Annotated in this window: 18 protein-coding genes; 8 read left to right on the forward strand and 10 right to left on the reverse strand. The window is 37.6% G+C overall.

Annotated elements, in window-relative coordinates; all coding sequences use genetic code 11:
* Positions 1–60 precede the first annotated feature (60 nt).
* The 5 genes from OB_RS16265 (at position 61) to OB_RS16285 (ending at position 4,680) form a co-directional block, all read left to right on the forward strand.
* Entirely contained in the window at positions 61–1,434 is a 1,374-nt protein-coding gene (locus OB_RS16265; RefSeq protein WP_011067587.1) for a processed acidic surface protein, read from the forward strand.
* Entirely contained in the window at positions 1,424–2,008 is a 585-nt protein-coding gene (locus tag OB_RS16270; protein ID WP_011067588.1) for a class D sortase, read from the forward strand. The genes OB_RS16265 and OB_RS16270 overlap by 11 nt, the downstream gene beginning before the upstream one ends.
* Before the next feature lie 197 nt (positions 2,009–2,205).
* Entirely contained in the window at positions 2,206–3,102 is an 897-nt protein-coding gene (locus tag OB_RS16275) for a sulfurtransferase (RefSeq protein ID WP_011067589.1), read from the forward strand.
* Positions 3,103–3,235: 133 nt separating this feature from the next.
* A complete protein-coding gene (locus tag OB_RS16280) occupies positions 3,236–3,874 on the forward strand; it encodes a LysE family transporter (RefSeq protein WP_011067590.1) in 639 nt (212 codons plus the stop codon).
* A 56-nt stretch (positions 3,875–3,930) separates the two neighbouring features.
* The gene (locus OB_RS16285; RefSeq protein WP_011067591.1) at positions 3,931–4,680 is read left to right on the forward strand and encodes a YqcI/YcgG family protein; all 750 of its coding nucleotides are present in this window, start codon (positions 3,931–3,933) and stop codon (positions 4,678–4,680) included.
* On the opposite strand, the gene OB_RS16290 is transcribed toward OB_RS16285, so the two are convergent.
* Entirely contained in the window at positions 4,664–5,965 is a 1,302-nt protein-coding gene (locus tag OB_RS16290) for an amino acid permease (RefSeq protein WP_011067592.1), read from the reverse strand. The genes OB_RS16285 and OB_RS16290 overlap by 17 nt on opposite strands.
* 6 nt (positions 5,966–5,971) lie before the next feature.
* On the reverse strand, positions 5,972–6,913 hold the full coding sequence (locus OB_RS16295) for an arginine deiminase family protein (protein WP_011067593.1): 942 nt from the start codon (positions 6,911–6,913) through the stop codon (positions 5,972–5,974).
* 139 nt (positions 6,914–7,052) lie between these two features.
* Between OB_RS16295 and OB_RS16300 the strand changes: the two genes are divergently transcribed.
* From OB_RS16300 to OB_RS16310, 3 genes are all read left to right on the forward strand, one after another.
* Positions 7,053–7,718 (forward strand): spore coat protein, encoded by a 666-nt coding sequence (locus OB_RS16300; protein ID WP_081427526.1) that lies wholly within the window; start codon positions 7,053–7,055, stop codon positions 7,716–7,718.
* A 360-nt stretch (positions 7,719–8,078) separates the two neighbouring features.
* Positions 8,079–8,582 (forward strand): PH domain-containing protein, encoded by a 504-nt coding sequence (locus OB_RS16305; RefSeq protein WP_011067595.1) that lies wholly within the window; start codon positions 8,079–8,081, stop codon positions 8,580–8,582.
* Positions 8,579–10,060 (forward strand): PH domain-containing protein, encoded by a 1,482-nt coding sequence (locus tag OB_RS16310; protein WP_231846963.1) that lies wholly within the window; start codon positions 8,579–8,581, stop codon positions 10,058–10,060. The genes OB_RS16305 and OB_RS16310 overlap by 4 nt, the downstream gene beginning before the upstream one ends.
* Positions 10,061–10,158: 98 nt before the next feature.
* Here OB_RS16310 and OB_RS16315 read toward each other — a convergent pair whose 3' ends face one another.
* The 8 genes from OB_RS16315 to OB_RS16350 all read right to left on the reverse strand — a co-directional run bounded on the left by OB_RS16315 (position 10,159) and on the right by OB_RS16350 (position 18,158).
* A complete protein-coding gene (locus tag OB_RS16315) occupies positions 10,159–10,866 on the reverse strand; it encodes a GntR family transcriptional regulator (RefSeq protein ID WP_011067597.1) in 708 nt (235 codons plus the stop codon).
* A 7-nt stretch (positions 10,867–10,873) separates the two neighbouring features.
* Complete coding sequence (locus OB_RS16320) at positions 10,874–11,887, reverse strand: sugar kinase (RefSeq protein ID WP_011067598.1); 1,014 nt, start codon at positions 11,885–11,887, stop codon at positions 10,874–10,876.
* On the reverse strand, positions 11,877–12,617 hold the full coding sequence (dagF, locus tag OB_RS16325) for a 2-dehydro-3-deoxy-phosphogluconate aldolase (protein WP_011067599.1): 741 nt from the start codon (positions 12,615–12,617) through the stop codon (positions 11,877–11,879). The genes OB_RS16320 and dagF overlap by 11 nt, the downstream gene beginning before the upstream one ends.
* Before the next feature lie 4 nt (positions 12,618–12,621).
* Positions 12,622–13,689: a DgaE family pyridoxal phosphate-dependent ammonia lyase gene (locus tag OB_RS16330; RefSeq protein WP_011067600.1), complete on the reverse strand. Its 1,068-nt coding sequence runs from the start codon at positions 13,687–13,689 to the stop codon at positions 12,622–12,624.
* Positions 13,673–14,782 carry an amidohydrolase/deacetylase family metallohydrolase gene (locus OB_RS16335; protein ID WP_011067601.1) on the reverse strand — a complete coding sequence of 370 codons (1,110 nt, stop codon included), beginning with the start codon at positions 14,780–14,782 and terminating at the stop codon, positions 13,673–13,675. The genes OB_RS16330 and OB_RS16335 overlap by 17 nt, the downstream gene beginning before the upstream one ends.
* A gap of 161 nt (positions 14,783–14,943) precedes the next feature.
* Complete coding sequence (nagZ, locus tag OB_RS16340; RefSeq protein ID WP_011067602.1) at positions 14,944–16,533, reverse strand: beta-N-acetylhexosaminidase; 1,590 nt, start codon at positions 16,531–16,533, stop codon at positions 14,944–14,946.
* 22 nt (positions 16,534–16,555) lie between these two features.
* Positions 16,556–17,173: a YesL family protein gene (locus tag OB_RS16345; RefSeq protein ID WP_011067603.1), complete on the reverse strand. Its 618-nt coding sequence runs from the start codon at positions 17,171–17,173 to the stop codon at positions 16,556–16,558.
* Positions 17,174–17,261: 88 nt separating this feature from the next.
* Positions 17,262–18,158 (reverse strand): carbohydrate ABC transporter permease, encoded by an 897-nt coding sequence (locus OB_RS16350; RefSeq protein WP_011067604.1) that lies wholly within the window; start codon positions 18,156–18,158, stop codon positions 17,262–17,264.

The following is an 18,158-nucleotide window of genomic DNA, read 5'->3' on the forward strand; positions in this document are numbered from 1 at the left end:
CAAGGCGCAGGATATAATTTTCTCATTGAGCTTGTCATTTTACTGAAAAGAGGAGAAAAGATGAAAAAATCGGCATTTATTCTTTGTATTATTATTTTAATTTCTGCCGTTTTACCGAGTGCGATTAGTGCTCAGACAAGTATTTCAGAAAAGGAATTAGAAAGATTTGCATCTAAAGTCAGTCAACAAAGAGGATTCACGGTAACCGTTGAGGATTTGGAGTATATTCTAATTTCCACAACGGGATTAGCGTTAACAGATGTGGAATCTATTGATGATCTTGAGCTAAATCTTGGAGAAGTAATTAAAAAGAATGGGAGTAATCTAGAGTGGATCTATGAAAGTTATGATTTAGACATAGATTCTCTTGAAAAATTACTTCATGAATATGGCGAAACAATGAATGATTATGTATTTGTAGAAGAATTATATTGGGCTGTCGACTTCTATATCGAAGAAAAAATAGAAAGAGATCCACACTTTGATGAGAACCTAGAAGTATATTTAAAAGATGTGAGTGCCATACGCGGATTTACGGTTACTAGAGAGCACATTGTGCATTCACTCTCTCTGTATGAAACGACACTGGAAGAGTTTAAAACAATAGAACGTCTATCTGATTTTCTAGCAGAAGTAATTAAAAAAGACCTGAGTAACTTAGGTACCTATTTTGATATGAGTAAAGACGAGGTTCTACAATTAATGAAAGATAATGGTTTAGATATCAATGATTATGTATATTTAGACGATCTAGGAATCGATTTATATGAATTTATTGAATGGGATGAGGAATATAGTTTTGATTTCGATTATTTGAAGACCTATGATTTAACGGATGAAGAATTACAACGATTAGATGAGCATATTTGGAATATCCTTGAAAATGCTAGTGATGAAACGATAGAACGTATCATTAATTTGGGTGAGAGAATGATGGCAATTGAAGAATTTGAGACAGCTACCGAGCTTACCGCTTCTCAAATTGCTGAACTTGTTTCCATCTATCATGAGTTTATTTCTATATTTGAGTTTGATATTCAATTTAGCTTAATAAAAGATGGCGTAGAAGAGTCTCTATCCCTCAATGCATTAATGTCGATGATAGAGCTAGTAAATGTCGATTTAAAGATTAGTATTTATAACCTACAAGGAGATTTTCTAGCAGATTTAATCATTACTGGAGAAATCGTGAACTCTGAAACGATTAATGAGACTGGTAACGCGATTATACCGAAACAAACGGAATCAAAAGAAACGTTTGAACCTGTACAGAAAGAAGCACCATCCGAAGCGACCACTTCCACTGTTAAAGGAGCAAAATTACCAGAAACCGCTTCGAATTATGCAGCAAATAGTCTGATTGGAATGGCTATATTACTCATTGGAACGCTTACTTTCATCCGATCAAGAAAAGTATCGACGCGTGAAAGATAAACGAATACTTACTATCATCGGGGCAGCCTTAATTATTGGTGGATTATGGGTTTTCTTAAACAATAGCATCTTATTTGTGAAGGGTTATGAACTTGGTACAACAAACGGACATACACTTATTGATAATCGTGCCATAAAAAAGCAAGAGATTGAAGAAGAGGCAGTGCAGGAACCTCCGAAGATTGGAGAAGAAATTGGTTCATTAACGATTGAACGAATAGATGCAACCATTCCTATCTTTCATGGCACTGATGAAGATGAATTAGCAAAAGGAATTGGGCATTTCGCTGATAGTGTACTCCCTGGGGAAAAAGATAATTCTGTATTATCAGGTCATAGAGATACCGTCTTTCGTCGATTGGATGAAGTGAAATTAGGTGATAACCTTGTTGTAACTACTGCTTCCGATTCTTTTACGTATAAAGTCCGAAAGATTCGAATTGTTGACGAGGATGATCGTACAGTCATTGTTCCGAAACCAAGGGCGACATTAACCGTAAGTACCTGTTATCCGTTTGATTTTATCGGATCTGCACCTGAAAGATATATATTAGAAGCGTATTTAGTAGAGTAAACACTTGAAAAAGGTGGAAAGATCGTTGTCCGATGATTCTTTTCACCTTTTTTGTTTTGGCTATTGCTATCCAGTGTATATTTATTTAACAAATTCTAAAGCTAAATTTTAGCAAAAGAGATAAACATCTTTTATACTATTACTAAATACAAGTAAATAGATAAGAATTATTATATATCAGAAAGGAAGATAAACAAATGAGCGAGCGCAATATTCCCTTATTGGTAACTACTGATTGGTTAGCTGAGAGAATGGATGATCCTAACCTACGCATCTTGGATGCAACGACATTTTTAAAACAACCAGCACAAGGCGGCTATTATGATGTATGGTCAGGTAAAGACGTATATGATAAAGGACATATTCCAGGTGCCGTGTATGCAGACCTTCTAGGAGAACTATCTGACGCTGACTCTCCTTTTAAATTTACGGTTCCACACCGAGAACAATTTATTGAAAAAATCACCGATCTTGGAGTTGGTGATGATACTTTTGTCGTTGTCTATGACCAAGCACAAGCAGTTGTTGGCGCGCCAATTATCGGTTCAGACTGGGCATCCAGACTTGCATGGCAATTACGCTATGAAGGTTTTGAAAATGTAGCAGTTCTTGATGGCGGCTTCTTAAAGTGGGAAAAAGAAGATCGTCCTATCTCTACAGAAGCAAAACCATACTCGAAAGGTCATTTTACTGGCACACGTAACGATGACTTATTAGCGACAAAAGAAGATGTAAAAAATGCAATGGAAGATGATAATGTTGTACTTATCAACAGTTTATCCCCAGCTGATTTTGCTGGCGAATCTGATACGTATGAACGTTCCGGTCATATTCCTAGCAGTGTCAATGTTTTCTTCGGACAACACAGTGACCAAGATACACTACAATTACATCCGGAAGAACAATTGCGAGAAACATTTGAAAAAGTTGGAGCACTAGACCCCAACAAAAAAGTCATTACCTACTGTGGTAGCGGAATTGCGGCTACGTGGAACGCATTAATTCTCAATCAATTAGGCCAAGATAATGTAGCTATGTATGATGGTTCCATGACAGAATGGGCCAATGACAAAGACCTTCCATTAAATAAATAGAGTTACTATCCAAACAAGTAGAAGCAACCATAGCTTCTACTTGTTTTTTTATGAAAAATTTTAGTTGTACAAGCTGTTAGATCGAATAGAATAGATATAGAACAGGAAAAATACGGCATTGGAGGCATCACTCATGCAGACGTTCTTTAGCTATGTATTATTGGGGCTTTCTCTATCTATTCCAATTGGACCGATCAATGCAGCGCAATTAAATAAAGGTATTCATCAAGGGTTTTTCCATTCCTGGCTCGTTGGCATTGGTGGAATGTTTGCAGATGTGATTTTTATGTTACTGATTTACTTTGGTGTAGCACCCTTCCTAACAACACCATTTGTAAAAACATTTCTTTGGGTGTTTGGATGTTTTATCTTAATTTATATTGGAATGGAGTCAATAATAAAAGCCAAATCTACGCTGAGTAATACATCCAATATTAAATCTACATCAAAGCTTAACTCATTTGGAACGGGATTTATCATCGCCATCTCCAATCCAATAAGTATAATTTTTTGGCTTGGTATATATGGTTCTGTATTAGCAAAAACCACTGAAACTTCTACGAATAGTCAGTTACTAATCTACAGTAGTGGAATTTTCCTCGGAATTATTTTGTGGGATATCTTTATGGCAAGCGTAGCGACAAGTTTCCGGAAATTTTTTCACAGTAAAGCTCTTTATTGGATTTCTATCGTTGCAGGTATCGTGCTTATCGGTTTTGGCATCTTTTTCGGATACGAAGCATTGAAAGCCATTCAATATATACTGTTTTAGGCATGCACCTAAACGACCTTCTCCTAATAAGCTATCTTTTAGGAGGAGGATTAGGCATGAGCATACTTTTTAATAATGTAACCATCAAGCAAAATTGGGAGTTACTTTCTCCTTGGAAGCAAGATGCTTATCAATATTTTCAATCAATGATTGGTGAAAAAAACGACTATCCTTGTGTACCTGCGCGACAAGGATTAAAAAATAATATGTTACGATTCGGCTTTCTGGATAATGTCGATGATACAAAGGTGTTGGCATCTTCGCTAAAAGAGTATGGAGATACTTCCAAAGCTATCGGACAATATACTTCTCTGATTATATTTATCCCTATGGATGATGATACACAGGCAACGGTAGAGGATTATCAGGTTTTATTCTGGGATTTGTTGTCAGATGTAACAAACTACGATACATCTGATTGGCCAGCAACTATACCGGATAATCCTGAACATCATGAATGGGAGTTTTGTTTCGACGGAGAACCCTATTTCGCTTTTTGTGCAACTCCTGTTCATCAGTTAAGAAAAAGTAGATATTTCCCTTATATGATGCTGGCTTTTCAACCGCGTTTTGTTTTTGATGAACTGAATGCTTCCACTTCCTATGGTAGGAAAATGAAGAAGGTCATTCGTCAGCGATTACAAGCATTTGATTCCATACCAGCTCACCCAGATTTAAAATGGTATGGAAACAGCGATAATCACGAATGGAAACAATACTTCATTGGGGATGATGATCAGACCTTAAGTAAATGTCCATTCACTCGTTTTAAACAAAGGATATCCAATCTTACGAAGATGAAGTAATATGCCATTTCTCTTTCATCATAAGCACCGCAATGGCAATCATGATAATAAAACCTATACTGACAAAGAAACCTATCCTACTAATTTCCGCAAATAACGTAGTTGCAACTGCTATAATGATCAATACTCCTGCAATAATAGGCTTCATAAAATTCCAGCGTGTCGGTCGCTGTAATTTCATAAAACTCGCTAAAATAAACAACCAATTATATAAAAGCATAAGTCCAGCCGCAGTAGTTATATATTCAAATATGCGATCTGGTAATAGTAAAGCAATGAATATAGAGACGAAAAGTCCTACGATTAAACAAACAAAAGCTGGGAAGGGAATTTTCAACCTTCCCTTTTTAGACAAAAAGGCTGGAGCATGATGGTCTTCAGATAATGAGACTAATATAGTGATAATCGCATATAAAGAAGCTACCATCGTGGAAAATCCCGCAATAATAAACACTCCATTAAATACGTCCGCAATAAGTGGTATGTCAAATGGCTGTAATGCTGTAATAAACGGGCTTTCATCTGCAATTATCTTCGTCTCATCGATAAACGCTAAAGCTAATCCTAATGCGATGATATAAATAGAGCCAAGCCCTAATAACATCCATCTCCCAGCTTTCAACGCTTCTTGCTTATTTTTCAAATCTGTCGCCACCAGCCCCATTATTTCAATACCACCAAAAGCATAAAATGCATAGATAAAGCCACCCCACCATATTGATGGTAAGTCACCACTAAATATATGGGGGATTGGATTAATTAAACTCTCTGTACCTTTTACTAACAAAAGTACAGCAACCAATATAAACATGATAATCGCAGAGGCTTTCATTATTCCAAAGATATTTTCCATTTTTTCAAACCCTGCAAGTCCCGTAAGTATAATCGCTAATCCTAACACTGCGAAGATGACCATGCATAGCCACAACGGCAAATTCGGAAACCAAAAGCGTGTAAAGATTCCTAAAGCAATTAATTGGCTTCCCATTATGAGCAGCTCGCTCAAACAATACACCCACCCATTACTAAAACCTGCCCAATCACCAAATGCTTTCTTGGCATATGTGCGAAACGAACCCTTATCTGGATATTCTATCGATAACTTTGCTAACGACTCATAAACAAAGTACGTGCCGATTGCAGCAAACAGGAATAACCATAGTACAGCCGCTCCTGATTGTTCAATAGCAATACTTGACCCTAAGAAATAACCTGTTCCAATGGTACAACCAATACCGACAAGGGATAATTGCCACCATTTCATGTTTCCTTGTTTTCGAACCATTCTAACCTATCCCTTACGTACAAGAGGAAGTGTCATACACCGTATTCCACCCCCAGCTTTTTCTAATTCGGCAACTTCTACTTCGATAAAATTTAACTTCGCTATGTTTGGGTGCTGTTTTAATCGTTGTTTATGTGCCGCTTTGCTCACTAACAATGTCTCCGGATTTAAATTAAGATAATTAATGTCTGGTAAAGAATCATACTGTGGTAGCCAATGTATATCAAAGCCATGCCGCCTTAAAAATGTCTCCAACATCTCATACCGCCCGCTTGCTTCCATCGATACATGTACGGGAAAATGTCGCATAAATGCCTTGGCAATAAACACATCTCCTCCAGCGACGTTCCCATCCATATCTAAATGCATCGTGTCTGCGTTTCTTGGTAAGTTAATCACAGCAATTTCCGAAAAACCACTAGCAAAGATGGTTTGTTTTATTTGATCTACACTATCAATGCTTGTTCGCATCCCGGCATTGATTAGTACAGCATCTTTATTCAAGACCATAACATCGCCAAACTCCAATGCTTTCAAGTCGTTGTTTTCACTTATTTGAAACGTTTCTGGGAACCAATCTTGAAATAGAATATGAGATTGCATATACTCCGGTTTTCGCATAAATGTACCTGCTTCACCAGGAATCATGGTTGTTCCAAATACACAAGCTAAATCGCGCACAAAAACACGGTGAATTAATTGCTGACTTAGCGCTTGGTCATTCTCTGATAAATATGAGCTATACTCCATAACTTCGACCCCAGCTTCCTCCAAAGCCTGCTTCATCATTTCAAATTCTTCGATTGCTTTTTCTACATGTACAGCACCGCTCCAACGTACCTCATCCAATACTTTTGGATCGGTAATGGATACTTCTGCTGGTCGGCAAAGGATAACTGCTTTTAATTCCTCGTGCTCTGAGTAACATACTGGACGTATAGGCTTCATTGGGTATCTTCCTTTAACATATAAGATGACCTTAGCGTAACCATCCTAAAAGAGAATATGTACGTGAAACCATTCATGAAAAAGTAGATATTGGGAAAAGTAAAAACGGTGTGACATTCATAATTAAGGAGGAAAATAAATGCATTCAATGAATCAAGGACAAGGTAATATCGGTCAACAGCCAAATCAGATGAACCAGCCAACGAATCAAGCTGGTACGACAAAACCTGGACAAAGTCTAAATCATGGCGGTCATGAGTTATTTGATGCCCATGAAGTTATTGCTGGTATCATCAGTATGCTTGATCAATATCAAATGTATGAACAACATATCCAAGATCCTGCACTAAAGGATATTTTGCATCGTCAAACAACTTTTGTAACAAAAACCTATAATACCATTGTTGAATCTTTTCAAACTGGGAATGATCCCAAAGTACCTACTCAAGAATACAAGATGCAACAATCCAACAATATTGTTTACGGTATTCAAGCTGGTAAACCGAAGAAACCGAATGCTTCTACCAGTGATCTATCGGATCAAGGAATCTCCGCCTATATGCTAGGAAATGCTAAGTCACTAACATCTTTGCTGGCGATGACAGCAGTCGAGATGACCAACCCCGTATTACGTAGAGTAATTGCTGACACAGTACCAAATTTTATTGAGCTTAGCTACGAGATTTTCTTATATCAAAATAAACACGCATATTATCAAGTTCCTCAATTAGCAGAACAAGATATGATCAATATGTTAAATAGTTATACAACCGTACAACAACCGCCAAATACTCCGTTACACTAAAGGTACACAAGCAGAAGCGCCCATTTATCACCGTATATCCTGCGCCCCTGTTTTTCAAGGGGTGGTTCGACTGGTCGAACTTCTTTATTTCTTTGAGATAAAGGATAAACGAATAGCGGACGCGAATTGATGTTGACTTAAATTTTATAATTTCCTTGAACACAAAAAAGAAAGTACCCTTTACATGCATAATAACCATTAAAGGGTACTTCTCTCATTAATACCTGGCAAACGAGATTGTTTTTTCAACTTTGTAGCCAAAAATTTAATAAAATTATTTAGGATTCACTACATAGATAAGAGAAGTTGAAACTTAATCCTCCCATATATCGTATAAGTAGTTAAGAGAGGAGATGGAACATGCACAATCAAATAGAAGAACCAACGGAGAGAATATCCGAGAAGGCAATACTTGTTTGGCGTACAGTAAACGGTATTATACTATCGGTAGCATTTATTATAGTAATTGCACTATTAATCGCACATACATATTTTTCTTGGTATGACTGGATAGCCTATGTACTATGGGGACTAGTTGCGCTTAGTATACTTGATATTATCTGGTCAATCTATTTAGAGCCTTATTTACAACAGAAATATTGGCGATATCAAGTAGATGAAGATTTTGTACAAATAAAACATGGTCGATGGAAACTTGTTCATATCGTCATTCCGATGACAAAAATTCAGTATGTCGGTTTGAAACAAGGACCGTTACTACGTAAATATAATTTACATACCTTATCTATTGGAACAATGGCTTCTACACACGAAATTCCAGCTATTCCGGAAGATACAGCTCGAGCGATACGAGACCAAATCGCTGAATTAGCAAATATTAATAAGGAGGAAGGAGAGGAATGATGCAATCAAAACGCATGCACCCATTAATGATTGCTTCATCCATTTTACGTTCGATTAAAGATCTGTTCTTTTTAATACTAATTTTATTTGTCATTAATATAGGGTCGACATCAACCTGGGTAGTTATTGGCAGATATATTCTAATTGCAATCTTTATTTTACTAATTATCACCGCTATCGTAGCGTGGTTCCGAACTTCATATGAAGTAAAAGAAAAATCGATTGTTATTCGACAAGGTGCATTTGTAATTAAACAACGGTATTTGCCTTTTGATCGCGTACAAAATGTAAAGACCAATACACCCTTTTACTTTCGCTTTCTCAATGTGACATCTTTAATTCTAGAGACTGGTTCGGGAGGTGACGATGCTTCATTCACCTTTCCTGCTCTCCACTTAGCAGATGCAGAGAAAATAGAAAGCACGATCGACCGCTTCCGAAAAACCGGTCATACAACAGAACAAGTTGAAGGACAACAAGCCATAGCGGTGACATCACAATCCGAAAACGAACGTAACATTGAAATGGAGCAAAAGCATTCAGAACGAAGGATACACTTTTCACCGACACGAAAAGATGTATTAAAAGCATCGATACTATCAGCAAGTTATATTGTATTAATTCCAATAATGTTATCGATTTTCCAACAAATTGATAGTGTTTATGATATCGACACTTATCTCGAAGATGGTTTCCAGTTCATATCCAATTCCTGGATGGTACTTGCCATCGCGATTACTTTAATTATCTTAGCGTCTATTACTTTTGGCGTTATACAAACATTTTTAAAGTATGGAAAGTATGAAATTGCTTCTGATGAAGAGCGAATTTACATTTCTCAAGGTGTACTTAGTGAAAAGAATTTCTCTATCCGAAAAAAGAATGTCCAGGCCATTGAAATGCGCCAATCCATTTTAAAACGGCTACTAGGATTAACAAGTGTAAAATTAATAAGTGCTGGTGAGATGGATCTGTCTGGAGATCCCGTTAATTCTCTATATCCATTTCTACCTACAAAGAGAGCCCTATCTTTAGTAGAAGAATTACTGCCAGGATTTGAAATCACGACAAAAATGGAGCGAATGCCAACTTCATCGCTTGTTGCACGAATGCTCCATATTCCGTGGATATGGATAATCGCCACAGGAGTTATTCTTTATTTCTTTCCAGAGTGGTGGTGGACATCTATTGTTTTGCTTATTTTAAACATTGTAGGACGATATCTCGATTATCGATTTGCTAAATTTACAATCAATGGATCATTTATTCAATTACAAACGGGTGGTTGGGAAATTACGACATTGGTTACCCAACGTCATAAAGCGATCGAATTTTCCGTAGAAGAAAATATCATTCAACGTCGTCTTGGGTTAATTACCGTTAAAACAAGCAATCGCGGTAAACCTGTGTACGTGAAGACCCTTGCTGACATACCTGCATCAATGGCAAATGAAGCCTATTATTGGTATAAACAATAATAGGCTTCACAACCGAAATTAAATATTCGAATGGCCGAAGTGATACACAGAGAAAATTGTTCGACTTTTCACTTAACGTATCTTATTATGATATTGATTCACATATTAAAATTAACAATATATTTATGAAGCTCGGTATTATAATAGGCAAATGAATACTCCACAAGCCGGTCTCTACTATCATAGGAATACCGTTCACGTTGTAATAACGGTTGTTTCTCTACTTCCAACAGTTCGGCAACTTCTTGTTCAGGAACAGATACACCAAATTCATCTTTAAATCGATAAAAGCGAATTCCTTGCTGATACAACATATCATAGAGGGAATTAACAAATACTTCCGGATCTTTTGGAAGTGTAATATGCCCAGCTATATAATGTCTGAAGTGTATATACGGTCTCCCATTTAGGATATACAGGCGTTCAATACAATAGACTTCATTACTGTCCAACTGATGTAGCGGCGGTGAGAGTTCTTCCACAACTGTTAAATCAATAAATTTCTTACGCAATTGATAACCTTCTCCGATTAAATATTCGGAGAACCGCTGACCTTTCGATAATTTGGAAACCACTTGATTCGCCAAAACCGTTGTCCCGATACCACTTCTTTTTTCTACGTAGCCTTCTTGAGCAAGTTGTTCTACCGCTTTGCGTATAGTTATCTTACTCACTTCAAACTCTCTCTCTAATTCTGGTTCAGAGGGAATTAGATCATTGACCTTATATCGCCCATTAATAATTCTTTCTTTCAAGATATCTTTCACTTGAATATATAAAGAACCTTCCCTTAAATTCAGTTTCATGGTTGATCTACCTTTCTATATCGGGATCATGATTATTTACTAATGCCCATACTTCTTTATCTGAGGAAATCGGCGAATCACCATAAGTCGTATGTGCTAATATTCCTGCTGCCATCGCAAATTGAATAGTATCTTTTTTCGAATACTGTTGTCGTAATCCATGCATTATACCACTAGCAAATCCATCTCCTCCACCGATACGATCGAAAATTCGAAATTCATAACGTTTGGAGAAATAAAATTTAGCATTTGTATATAAAAACCCTTCGATTTCATGCTTATTATCTTGTAATCTCTGCCTTATTGTACCAGCAATTGATTGAATTCCATATTCCTTTGCTACTTTTGGTATAAGGTGTTTGATTTGTGATTTTCGTTCTATCTCATTCGTAGCGTAGCCTAATATATGCATAGCGTCTTTTTCTGTCATAAAACATACATCACTTAGCTGCAGCATTTGCTGATAATCATTTTTCGCACGGTGAATATTACTTTTCCAAAGTTTCTGCCGATAATTACAATCAAATACTACTAAAACTCCACGTTCCTTTGCTTTTTTAGCAAGTGAAAGAATGGTATCCCTCGAATTCTCAGAGACTGCTAACCCAATGCCACAAAAGTGAATCATATCTGTATCTAGTAAAATGCGATCCATTTCATAGTCTGAAGTTACTGATTGATGAAAGGCACTGATTTTCCTATTGGTGTATGTGACTACGGATGGGCGCAAATCAAAACCATCTTCTAAAAAGAACATGCCTATATGGTCCCCATCTCGACGAATGTCTTGCGTTCCAATACCTAATGATTGCAAATACGATAGCGATGCTTCTCCGATATTATTATCTGGTAAAGTGGTGATGAGACTAGTCTGGTTGCCATATCTCCCTAGAGCCGTCAGCACATTCACTCCTGTACCCGAAAAAGACATATCTAACGCACGCGTTTGCACTAACTTCTTATTACCTGGTACATGGAGTCGCATCATTACTTCTCCAAATGCCTTCACTTTATTCGTCATACTGATCTCCTAATTTTTTCACAAAATGATAGATAGACTGTACATCCTCTAGTCTCGTACGACCGGTAGATCCATCGATAATAGATGAATAGACATGTGGAATAACTTTCTTCACACCTGCTTGAAGGGCAATTTCAATAATTTGTGGACTATTTTGAACATCTATTCCCCCTGTTGGCTCTAAATAAAAGTCTTCTTTTGCACAAGCCTTAGCTACTGCTTCATACTCTTCTAAACGACTCGTTCCACCCATTGGAAAGAACTTCAATGAATTCCCTCCCATTTCTTTTGTTAGCTGAATCGCTGCTTCTACTTCTACGATAATAAGAGATTTATTCGTTGGACCAGTAGCAATGTCGACAAGACCTGGTTGGCCAGTTGGCTTTACGAGGCTATTAATCATCGTTTGAGCATGATTTACAGCCGCTCTTGTATATCCTACTTTTGGGAAAACTTGATTAATATGTCTTGGTTTATACTCACGACTAATATCTGCAACCATCTTCCATTGTTCCGGGTTCCCACCACCTAAACCAAGAGAAATGGATCCATCTAGTACTTTATCATACACCCTTATATCTTCTAACGCTTCTTGTACGCTTGTATAATTGCTTGATAATAACCCGATAAGTACATGACCATCGGTTGCTTCATAGATTTCTTTTGCATTTGTTATATCGGAAGCTAATACATTTAAACAAATTCGATCGTTATAAAAGTTTTGAGCCATATAATTAACCTCCTATTAGGCTAGAAATTTCTTGTACAATGATATCCATATCTCCTGGTAATAATGGGCGAGGATCAATATCGAAATGCCCCTCATTTGCATGGTAATCCCTTGTATAAATAGCAGGATTTCCGTCTTTTAATTGATTCACTAATGTCGACGCATCCATAGGTGCTTCTGCTTCAATATGTACTCTTCCACGGTAAATTTCTCTCCCTGCTTCATCAGCCTGAATAGTTATCTTAACACCGTTCACTTCTTCTAGTTTCTTTAATTTATCTAATTCTGCTAATTGAAGTGATATATCGGTTTCTTCGTTAACAAATTGTTCTAATGCATGCAATAATCCGAAGATAGCTTCTTTCCCTACTTTCATCGCTCTCCCGATTCCCTTCATATGATAGGTTGCATACGTTATAAGCTCCGTTTTCCCAGCTAAAATGCCAGATGTAGGACCTTTTATTGCTTTGGAACCACTAAAGATTATCATGTCTGCAAGCTCTCCATATCCAGCAATATCTTCTTCTGCAGCTGCATCAACAATAAGTGGAATTTTTTTCTGACGTGCCCATTCACTTACCTCTTGTAAAGATGGCATATTCTTTTGCACACAATGATGCGATTGTACAAAAAGAATTGCCGCCGTATTCTCCGATACCGCTTGATTTATTTGGTCAATGCTGCAGCCATTTGCAAATCCTACACCTTTAGGTCTCCCACCACCTAAATGTATCATCACATCTACCGGAGCTCCATAATCTACTTGATGGCCTTTCATTATTAGTATTTCTCGTTGAGGCATAGATTCTTCATATAAATGCTCCACAAGGTAGCGATTATCCTTTGATATAACCCCCGCTACAGCAAGTGATATTGCAGCGGATGCAGAGTTTGTGATTAGCGCATGTTCTGTATGTACATACTTCGCTACTTGCTTTCCGGATTCCTGCACTAGTGCTTCCATTTCAAAGTAGTGTTTACCTCCATTAGCCATGCCATCGAGCACATAATCGGAAATTGTAGATACACCCAATATACTCATTCTTCCACTCGCATTAATCACTTTTCTCAAGTTCAAAGTACTTCCCTCCTATGATGACTGCCTCTGCCTTAATGAGCAATTCCCCATCAATACTCGTACCAAAGGAATCTGTTAATTTTTTGGATGATTCTTTTACTGTAAAAAATGTTAAGTCCGCTATCGAACCCGGTTGTAAGCTGCCTAAATCCGGTTTCCTTAGAATTTCTGCCGGTTTGATCGTAACTGCTTCAATAACTTCTTCTAAGCTATATCCTAATGCTAAGAATTTACTTAACATCGTCTCCATATTATAGACAGGCCCATTCTTTTGATTGTTTTGGTAAATATCTGTTCCTAAACTATCAAAATAAACTCCTTGTTGCTTCGCTTTTTGGGCAATTCCAAATGAAAAGCTAGAGCTTCCATGACCAACATCTAAATACACCCCTCTATCAATCGCAGCTAATAATGAGGGTTCAACAGAGCCATCTTCTCTAAAAATATGATTATTTTCTTTCTCATGGTAACAGTGCGTTAGAATATCTCCTTTTTTCATATAACTTAATACTTCATTAAGTTCAGGAGGAGCTGTTCCGACATGTACCATTAATGGGAGTTCTAATTTATGACGAAATGTTTCAGCTATACTTAGCGGTTGTATGCCATTTCCACAAACAACGCTTGCACTCATTCGTGCTTTTAATCCTACAATAAATTGCGGATATTCCTCTACTGCTTGCTGAATCGCAGCAAATGATAGATTATCCAGATCAGAAAGTTCATCCTGACGCATCAGTCCGATTCGAGATATATTTAAAAAAGCAAATACTCTCGTCGTTGCTTCTTGTGCAATGCGATAGAATTCATCAACATCATCCGCACCGCTGCTACCTGCATCTACAACCGTTGTTACCCCAGTCTTATAGCCAATTTGATCTGGCATCGCACAATATGGCTTATATTTAGGAAACGCATGTGTATGAAGGTCTATCCAACCCGGGGAAACATACATACCAGCTGCATCAACAATTACATCACCTTGAATTGTAGTCGTTTCTGAGGCTTCTACAATTCGCTGATTTTCAATTACAATATCTACGGTTGTTCCATTGACTAACGTTGCATTCTTTACAATTTGTACCATGGTATTTTCTCCTTCTCGAATAGTCCTACAGCTAATTGATACTTTCCCCTAAAAAAATATCTATCTCTTTTGGAACGAGCAGCAATTCATCCATTCTATGAATTGTTACTTTATCCTTCTACACTACCTGCGTTATACAAATATAGACATCAGGTCTTACTCTATATTCTTTTTATCTGGTTTGATTTTATTGTTACTGGCAACATACCTAAGATTTCTTCTTCCCCGAACACAGCACTCACAGCTACTTCTAGAGCTGGAGAGGAGACTTCATACGTACATATACAAGTATGAAGTTCTGGTAATAATGCTACATCATAAGGGCTTCTCATAACGATTGCGATTACTGGTATGTCACTTGCGGCAAGTGTTTCTAATAATAACTGTTGCATCGGTTGCTGCGCTAAATACTGCACCCCGAAAATCACCGCATCGTACTGCTTCCACTGTTCTACTTGCTCATGTATATCTTCTTCTGTCCAATCCGATGTTAATGCTATGTTTTTGGCATTCGGCTGATATGAACGCACTGCATCATAAAGACGAACAGTTGCATGAGATGGATCCTCTGCTGCCGACTGCGCACTAGCTTCTGGTGTGACAACAACTATATTGCTACTACTATCTATTGGTATGAGCCCATGATTATAAACCATTGTCACACCTCGTCGGTAGGCTTCCTTCGCCAATTTACGATGATCATTGCCACCGACAAAAGAAGGTACCTTTGCACCGGAATCTATACTCGTATTATTCCAATTGATATATGTATCTTTAACGCGCCTGATTCGTTCTGCCGAGGTTAATATAGATTCTCTACTCAGTTCGCCTGACTCTACCGCTGCCTTCACTTCTTGAAGCGCACCAACTTGCCGTTGTAACGTATGTGATACCATAGCTAGATCCACGCCTGCTTGCAACGCAGCTACGACCCCTTTCTCTGTACCAATTGTTTCTGATATTGCATTCATTTCCATACAATCCGTCGTAATTAAACCGGTATATCCTAATTTCTCTCGAAGCAATCCTGTTAATACTGCTTTGGATAATGTAGCTGGTTTATCTGCTTCCGGTTCCAATGCTGGAAAGTAGATATGAGCAGACATAATCACATCAGATTCCAAAGACGCTTGAAAAGGTCGTAACTCGATTTCTTCCAATCGCTCTATGCTATGAGGGATAACCGGCAAAGCTAAATGTGAATCCACTTTTGTATCACCATGACCAGGAAAATGTTTGAGCGTCGTCACAACACCTGCATCTTGCATACCTTTTACCGCTGCTTTTGCTAAACGAGCGACACGTTCTGGTGACTCTCCGTAAGAACGAACACCTATAACTGGATTATCCGGATTTACATTCACATCTACTACAGGAGCTAAGTTCCAATTAATCCCCAATGCTCTTAACTCTGTTCCACTCGCATAACCTACCTGATATGCGTTCTCTTCACTGTCACTTGCACCAATCGTCATCCCGCCAGGAAATATTGTCGTTCCTTCTCCAAGACGTCGTACTGTACCATTTTCTTGATCGACACAAATCAGCAGTGGACGTTCATATCCCGCATCACGTGCTTCTTTCTGCAAAGAAGCAGTTAATCGAAGTACTTCATCAGGGCTCCCAATATTACGTGTAAAAAGAATTATTCCACCGATATGATAGTCGTGGATAAGCTTTTTGATCGATTTTGGGACAACTTTGCCATCAAAACCGATTACAAACAGTTCTCCTATTATTTTCTCAATCATGAACTACCACCTCTTTCTGCATTCATTTATTATTTACTTCATATTTTCCGAATGTTTTCGAAACTCCCCACATTAATATATAAGCCGTTACACTTCCGCCAAAGAAAAATAACAACGCTGGTAAAGAATAGAAAGTAATAGATAAAAGCAGTCCAACTCCTACTAATAAAACAACTGTAAGAATAGGATGGATGACTCCGATAATAAAAGGCCATTTGATATAATCCATGAATTTCAAGTTGAAGTGTACATAGATTGGGAAGAAATAGGCAACTACCATGGCAAATAAAATTAAAATAACTACTACACTAAACTGAACCATCTGATAAATAAGACTTGTTTGTGTGCCTAGTATTTGAAATTCTATTGTTAGTAGGTAGCCTACTGCAGCTAGCAAGAGTCCTAGCCCATTTGCTTTTACAAACTCTTGGCGATATGTCTTCCAAAACAATGGAAAAATAGCAATATCCTGCTCACCCATATTCCATTTCCGAACCACTGCAAACATTGCTACGGTTGCGGGGATAAGCCCAAATATTCCCAACCCTAATATCGTAAAAGCAATCCAGAGAATATTTACATATGCAAATCGCGTTATCCAAACGGCTATTGAATAGTATCCTTGTGCGATACTCGTCATCTAAATCACCTCACTATGTGAATTCAATAATTGAAATGTAGACAAAAGCAGGTGTTCACTTCTTACACCGTGTTTTGCCTCATTTCAGTTATTCCTTTACAGAACCTATCAGAACTCCTTTTACAAAGAAACGTTGTAAAAATGGATATACAATTAATAGTGGTAGTGCAGAAACGATGATCACTGCATATTTTACTAATGAAGCTGTTTTTACTTGCTCTGCAAACGATTGAGCAGAACCAGCAGCATTGGAAATACTACTTGCATTCACTTCATTCAAGATCAAAATTTGCCGAAGTATTAGCTGTAATGGGAATTTATCTTCTGTACGTAAATAAATCAACGCATTAAAGTACTGATTCCATAAGGCAACTCCATGAAAAAGTGCCATTACAGCAATAATTGGTAATGATAACGGTAAAACTACCTTAATAAATAAGTAAAAGTCACTTGCTCCATCAATTTTGGACGCTTCGACAAGTTGATCTGGAATAGTTTGTTGGAAGAAGGTTCGCGCAACAAGAATCGACCAAGCTCCCACAACCCCTGGAATAACAATCGCCCACATTGTATCGAGCATTTGCAAATTACGAACAACTAAGTACGTTGGAATAAGTCCTCCATTAAATAGCATCGTGAATAAAATAAACCATAACCAAAATTTCTTCCCCATTAATTCTTTGCGGGATAAGGCATATGCTGCCGGCAATAAAACAAACAAATGGATGAGCACACCAACAATTGTGTATAAGATCGTATTTTTATATCCCGTCCAAATCGCATCATTTTGGAATACTCGTTGGAACCCATCAAAGGTAATATCCACTGGCCAAAGCCACATCTTCCCAGTGTTCACAGCTTGAGGATCACTAATGGATGCGCTCAGCACAAAAATAAGCGGATAAATGACGATTATTGTAATAATCGATACAAAAAGTATATTTAACCGGTCAAAGGCCTTATCCGATAAACTAAATCTAGACAT

It is taken from the genome of Oceanobacillus iheyensis HTE831 (assembly GCF_000011245.1).
In the GTDB taxonomy this organism is placed as follows: domain Bacteria; phylum Bacillota; class Bacilli; order Bacillales; family Amphibacillaceae; genus Oceanobacillus; species Oceanobacillus iheyensis.

Coding starts and splice junctions, on each gene's coding strand:
- OB_RS16265 (WP_011067587.1), top strand. CDS start 61: ATGAAAAAATCGGCATTTATTCTTTGTATTATTATTTTAATTTCTGCC.
- OB_RS16275 (WP_011067589.1), top strand. CDS start 2,206: ATGAGCGAGCGCAATATTCCCTTATTGGTAACTACTGATTGGTTAGCT.
- OB_RS16280 (WP_011067590.1), top strand. CDS start 3,236: ATGCAGACGTTCTTTAGCTATGTATTATTGGGGCTTTCTCTATCTATT.
- OB_RS16285 (WP_011067591.1), top strand. CDS start 3,931: ATGAGCATACTTTTTAATAATGTAACCATCAAGCAAAATTGGGAGTTA.
- OB_RS16290 (WP_011067592.1), bottom strand. CDS start 5,965: ATGGTTCGAAAACAAGGAAACATGAAATGGTGGCAATTATCCCTTGTC.
- OB_RS16295 (WP_011067593.1), bottom strand. CDS start 6,913: ATGAAGCCTATACGTCCAGTATGTTACTCAGAGCACGAGGAATTAAAA.
- OB_RS16300 (WP_081427526.1), top strand. CDS start 7,053: ATGCATTCAATGAATCAAGGACAAGGTAATATCGGTCAACAGCCAAAT.
- OB_RS16305 (WP_011067595.1), top strand. CDS start 8,079: ATGCACAATCAAATAGAAGAACCAACGGAGAGAATATCCGAGAAGGCA.
- OB_RS16310 (WP_231846963.1), top strand. CDS start 8,579: ATGATGCAATCAAAACGCATGCACCCATTAATGATTGCTTCATCCATT.
- OB_RS16315 (WP_011067597.1), bottom strand. CDS start 10,866: ATGAAACTGAATTTAAGGGAAGGTTCTTTATATATTCAAGTGAAAGAT.
- OB_RS16320 (WP_011067598.1), bottom strand. CDS start 11,887: ATGACGAATAAAGTGAAGGCATTTGGAGAAGTAATGATGCGACTCCAT.
- dagF (WP_011067599.1), bottom strand. CDS start 12,617: ATGGCTCAAAACTTTTATAACGATCGAATTTGTTTAAATGTATTAGCT.
- OB_RS16335 (WP_011067601.1), bottom strand. CDS start 14,782: ATGGTACAAATTGTAAAGAATGCAACGTTAGTCAATGGAACAACCGTA.
- nagZ (WP_011067602.1), bottom strand. CDS start 16,533: ATGATTGAGAAAATAATAGGAGAACTGTTTGTAATCGGTTTTGATGGC.
- OB_RS16345 (WP_011067603.1), bottom strand. CDS start 17,173: ATGACGAGTATCGCACAAGGATACTATTCAATAGCCGTTTGGATAACG.
- OB_RS16350 (WP_011067604.1), bottom strand. CDS start 18,158: ATGTCTAGATTTAGTTTATCGGATAAGGCCTTTGACCGGTTAAATATA.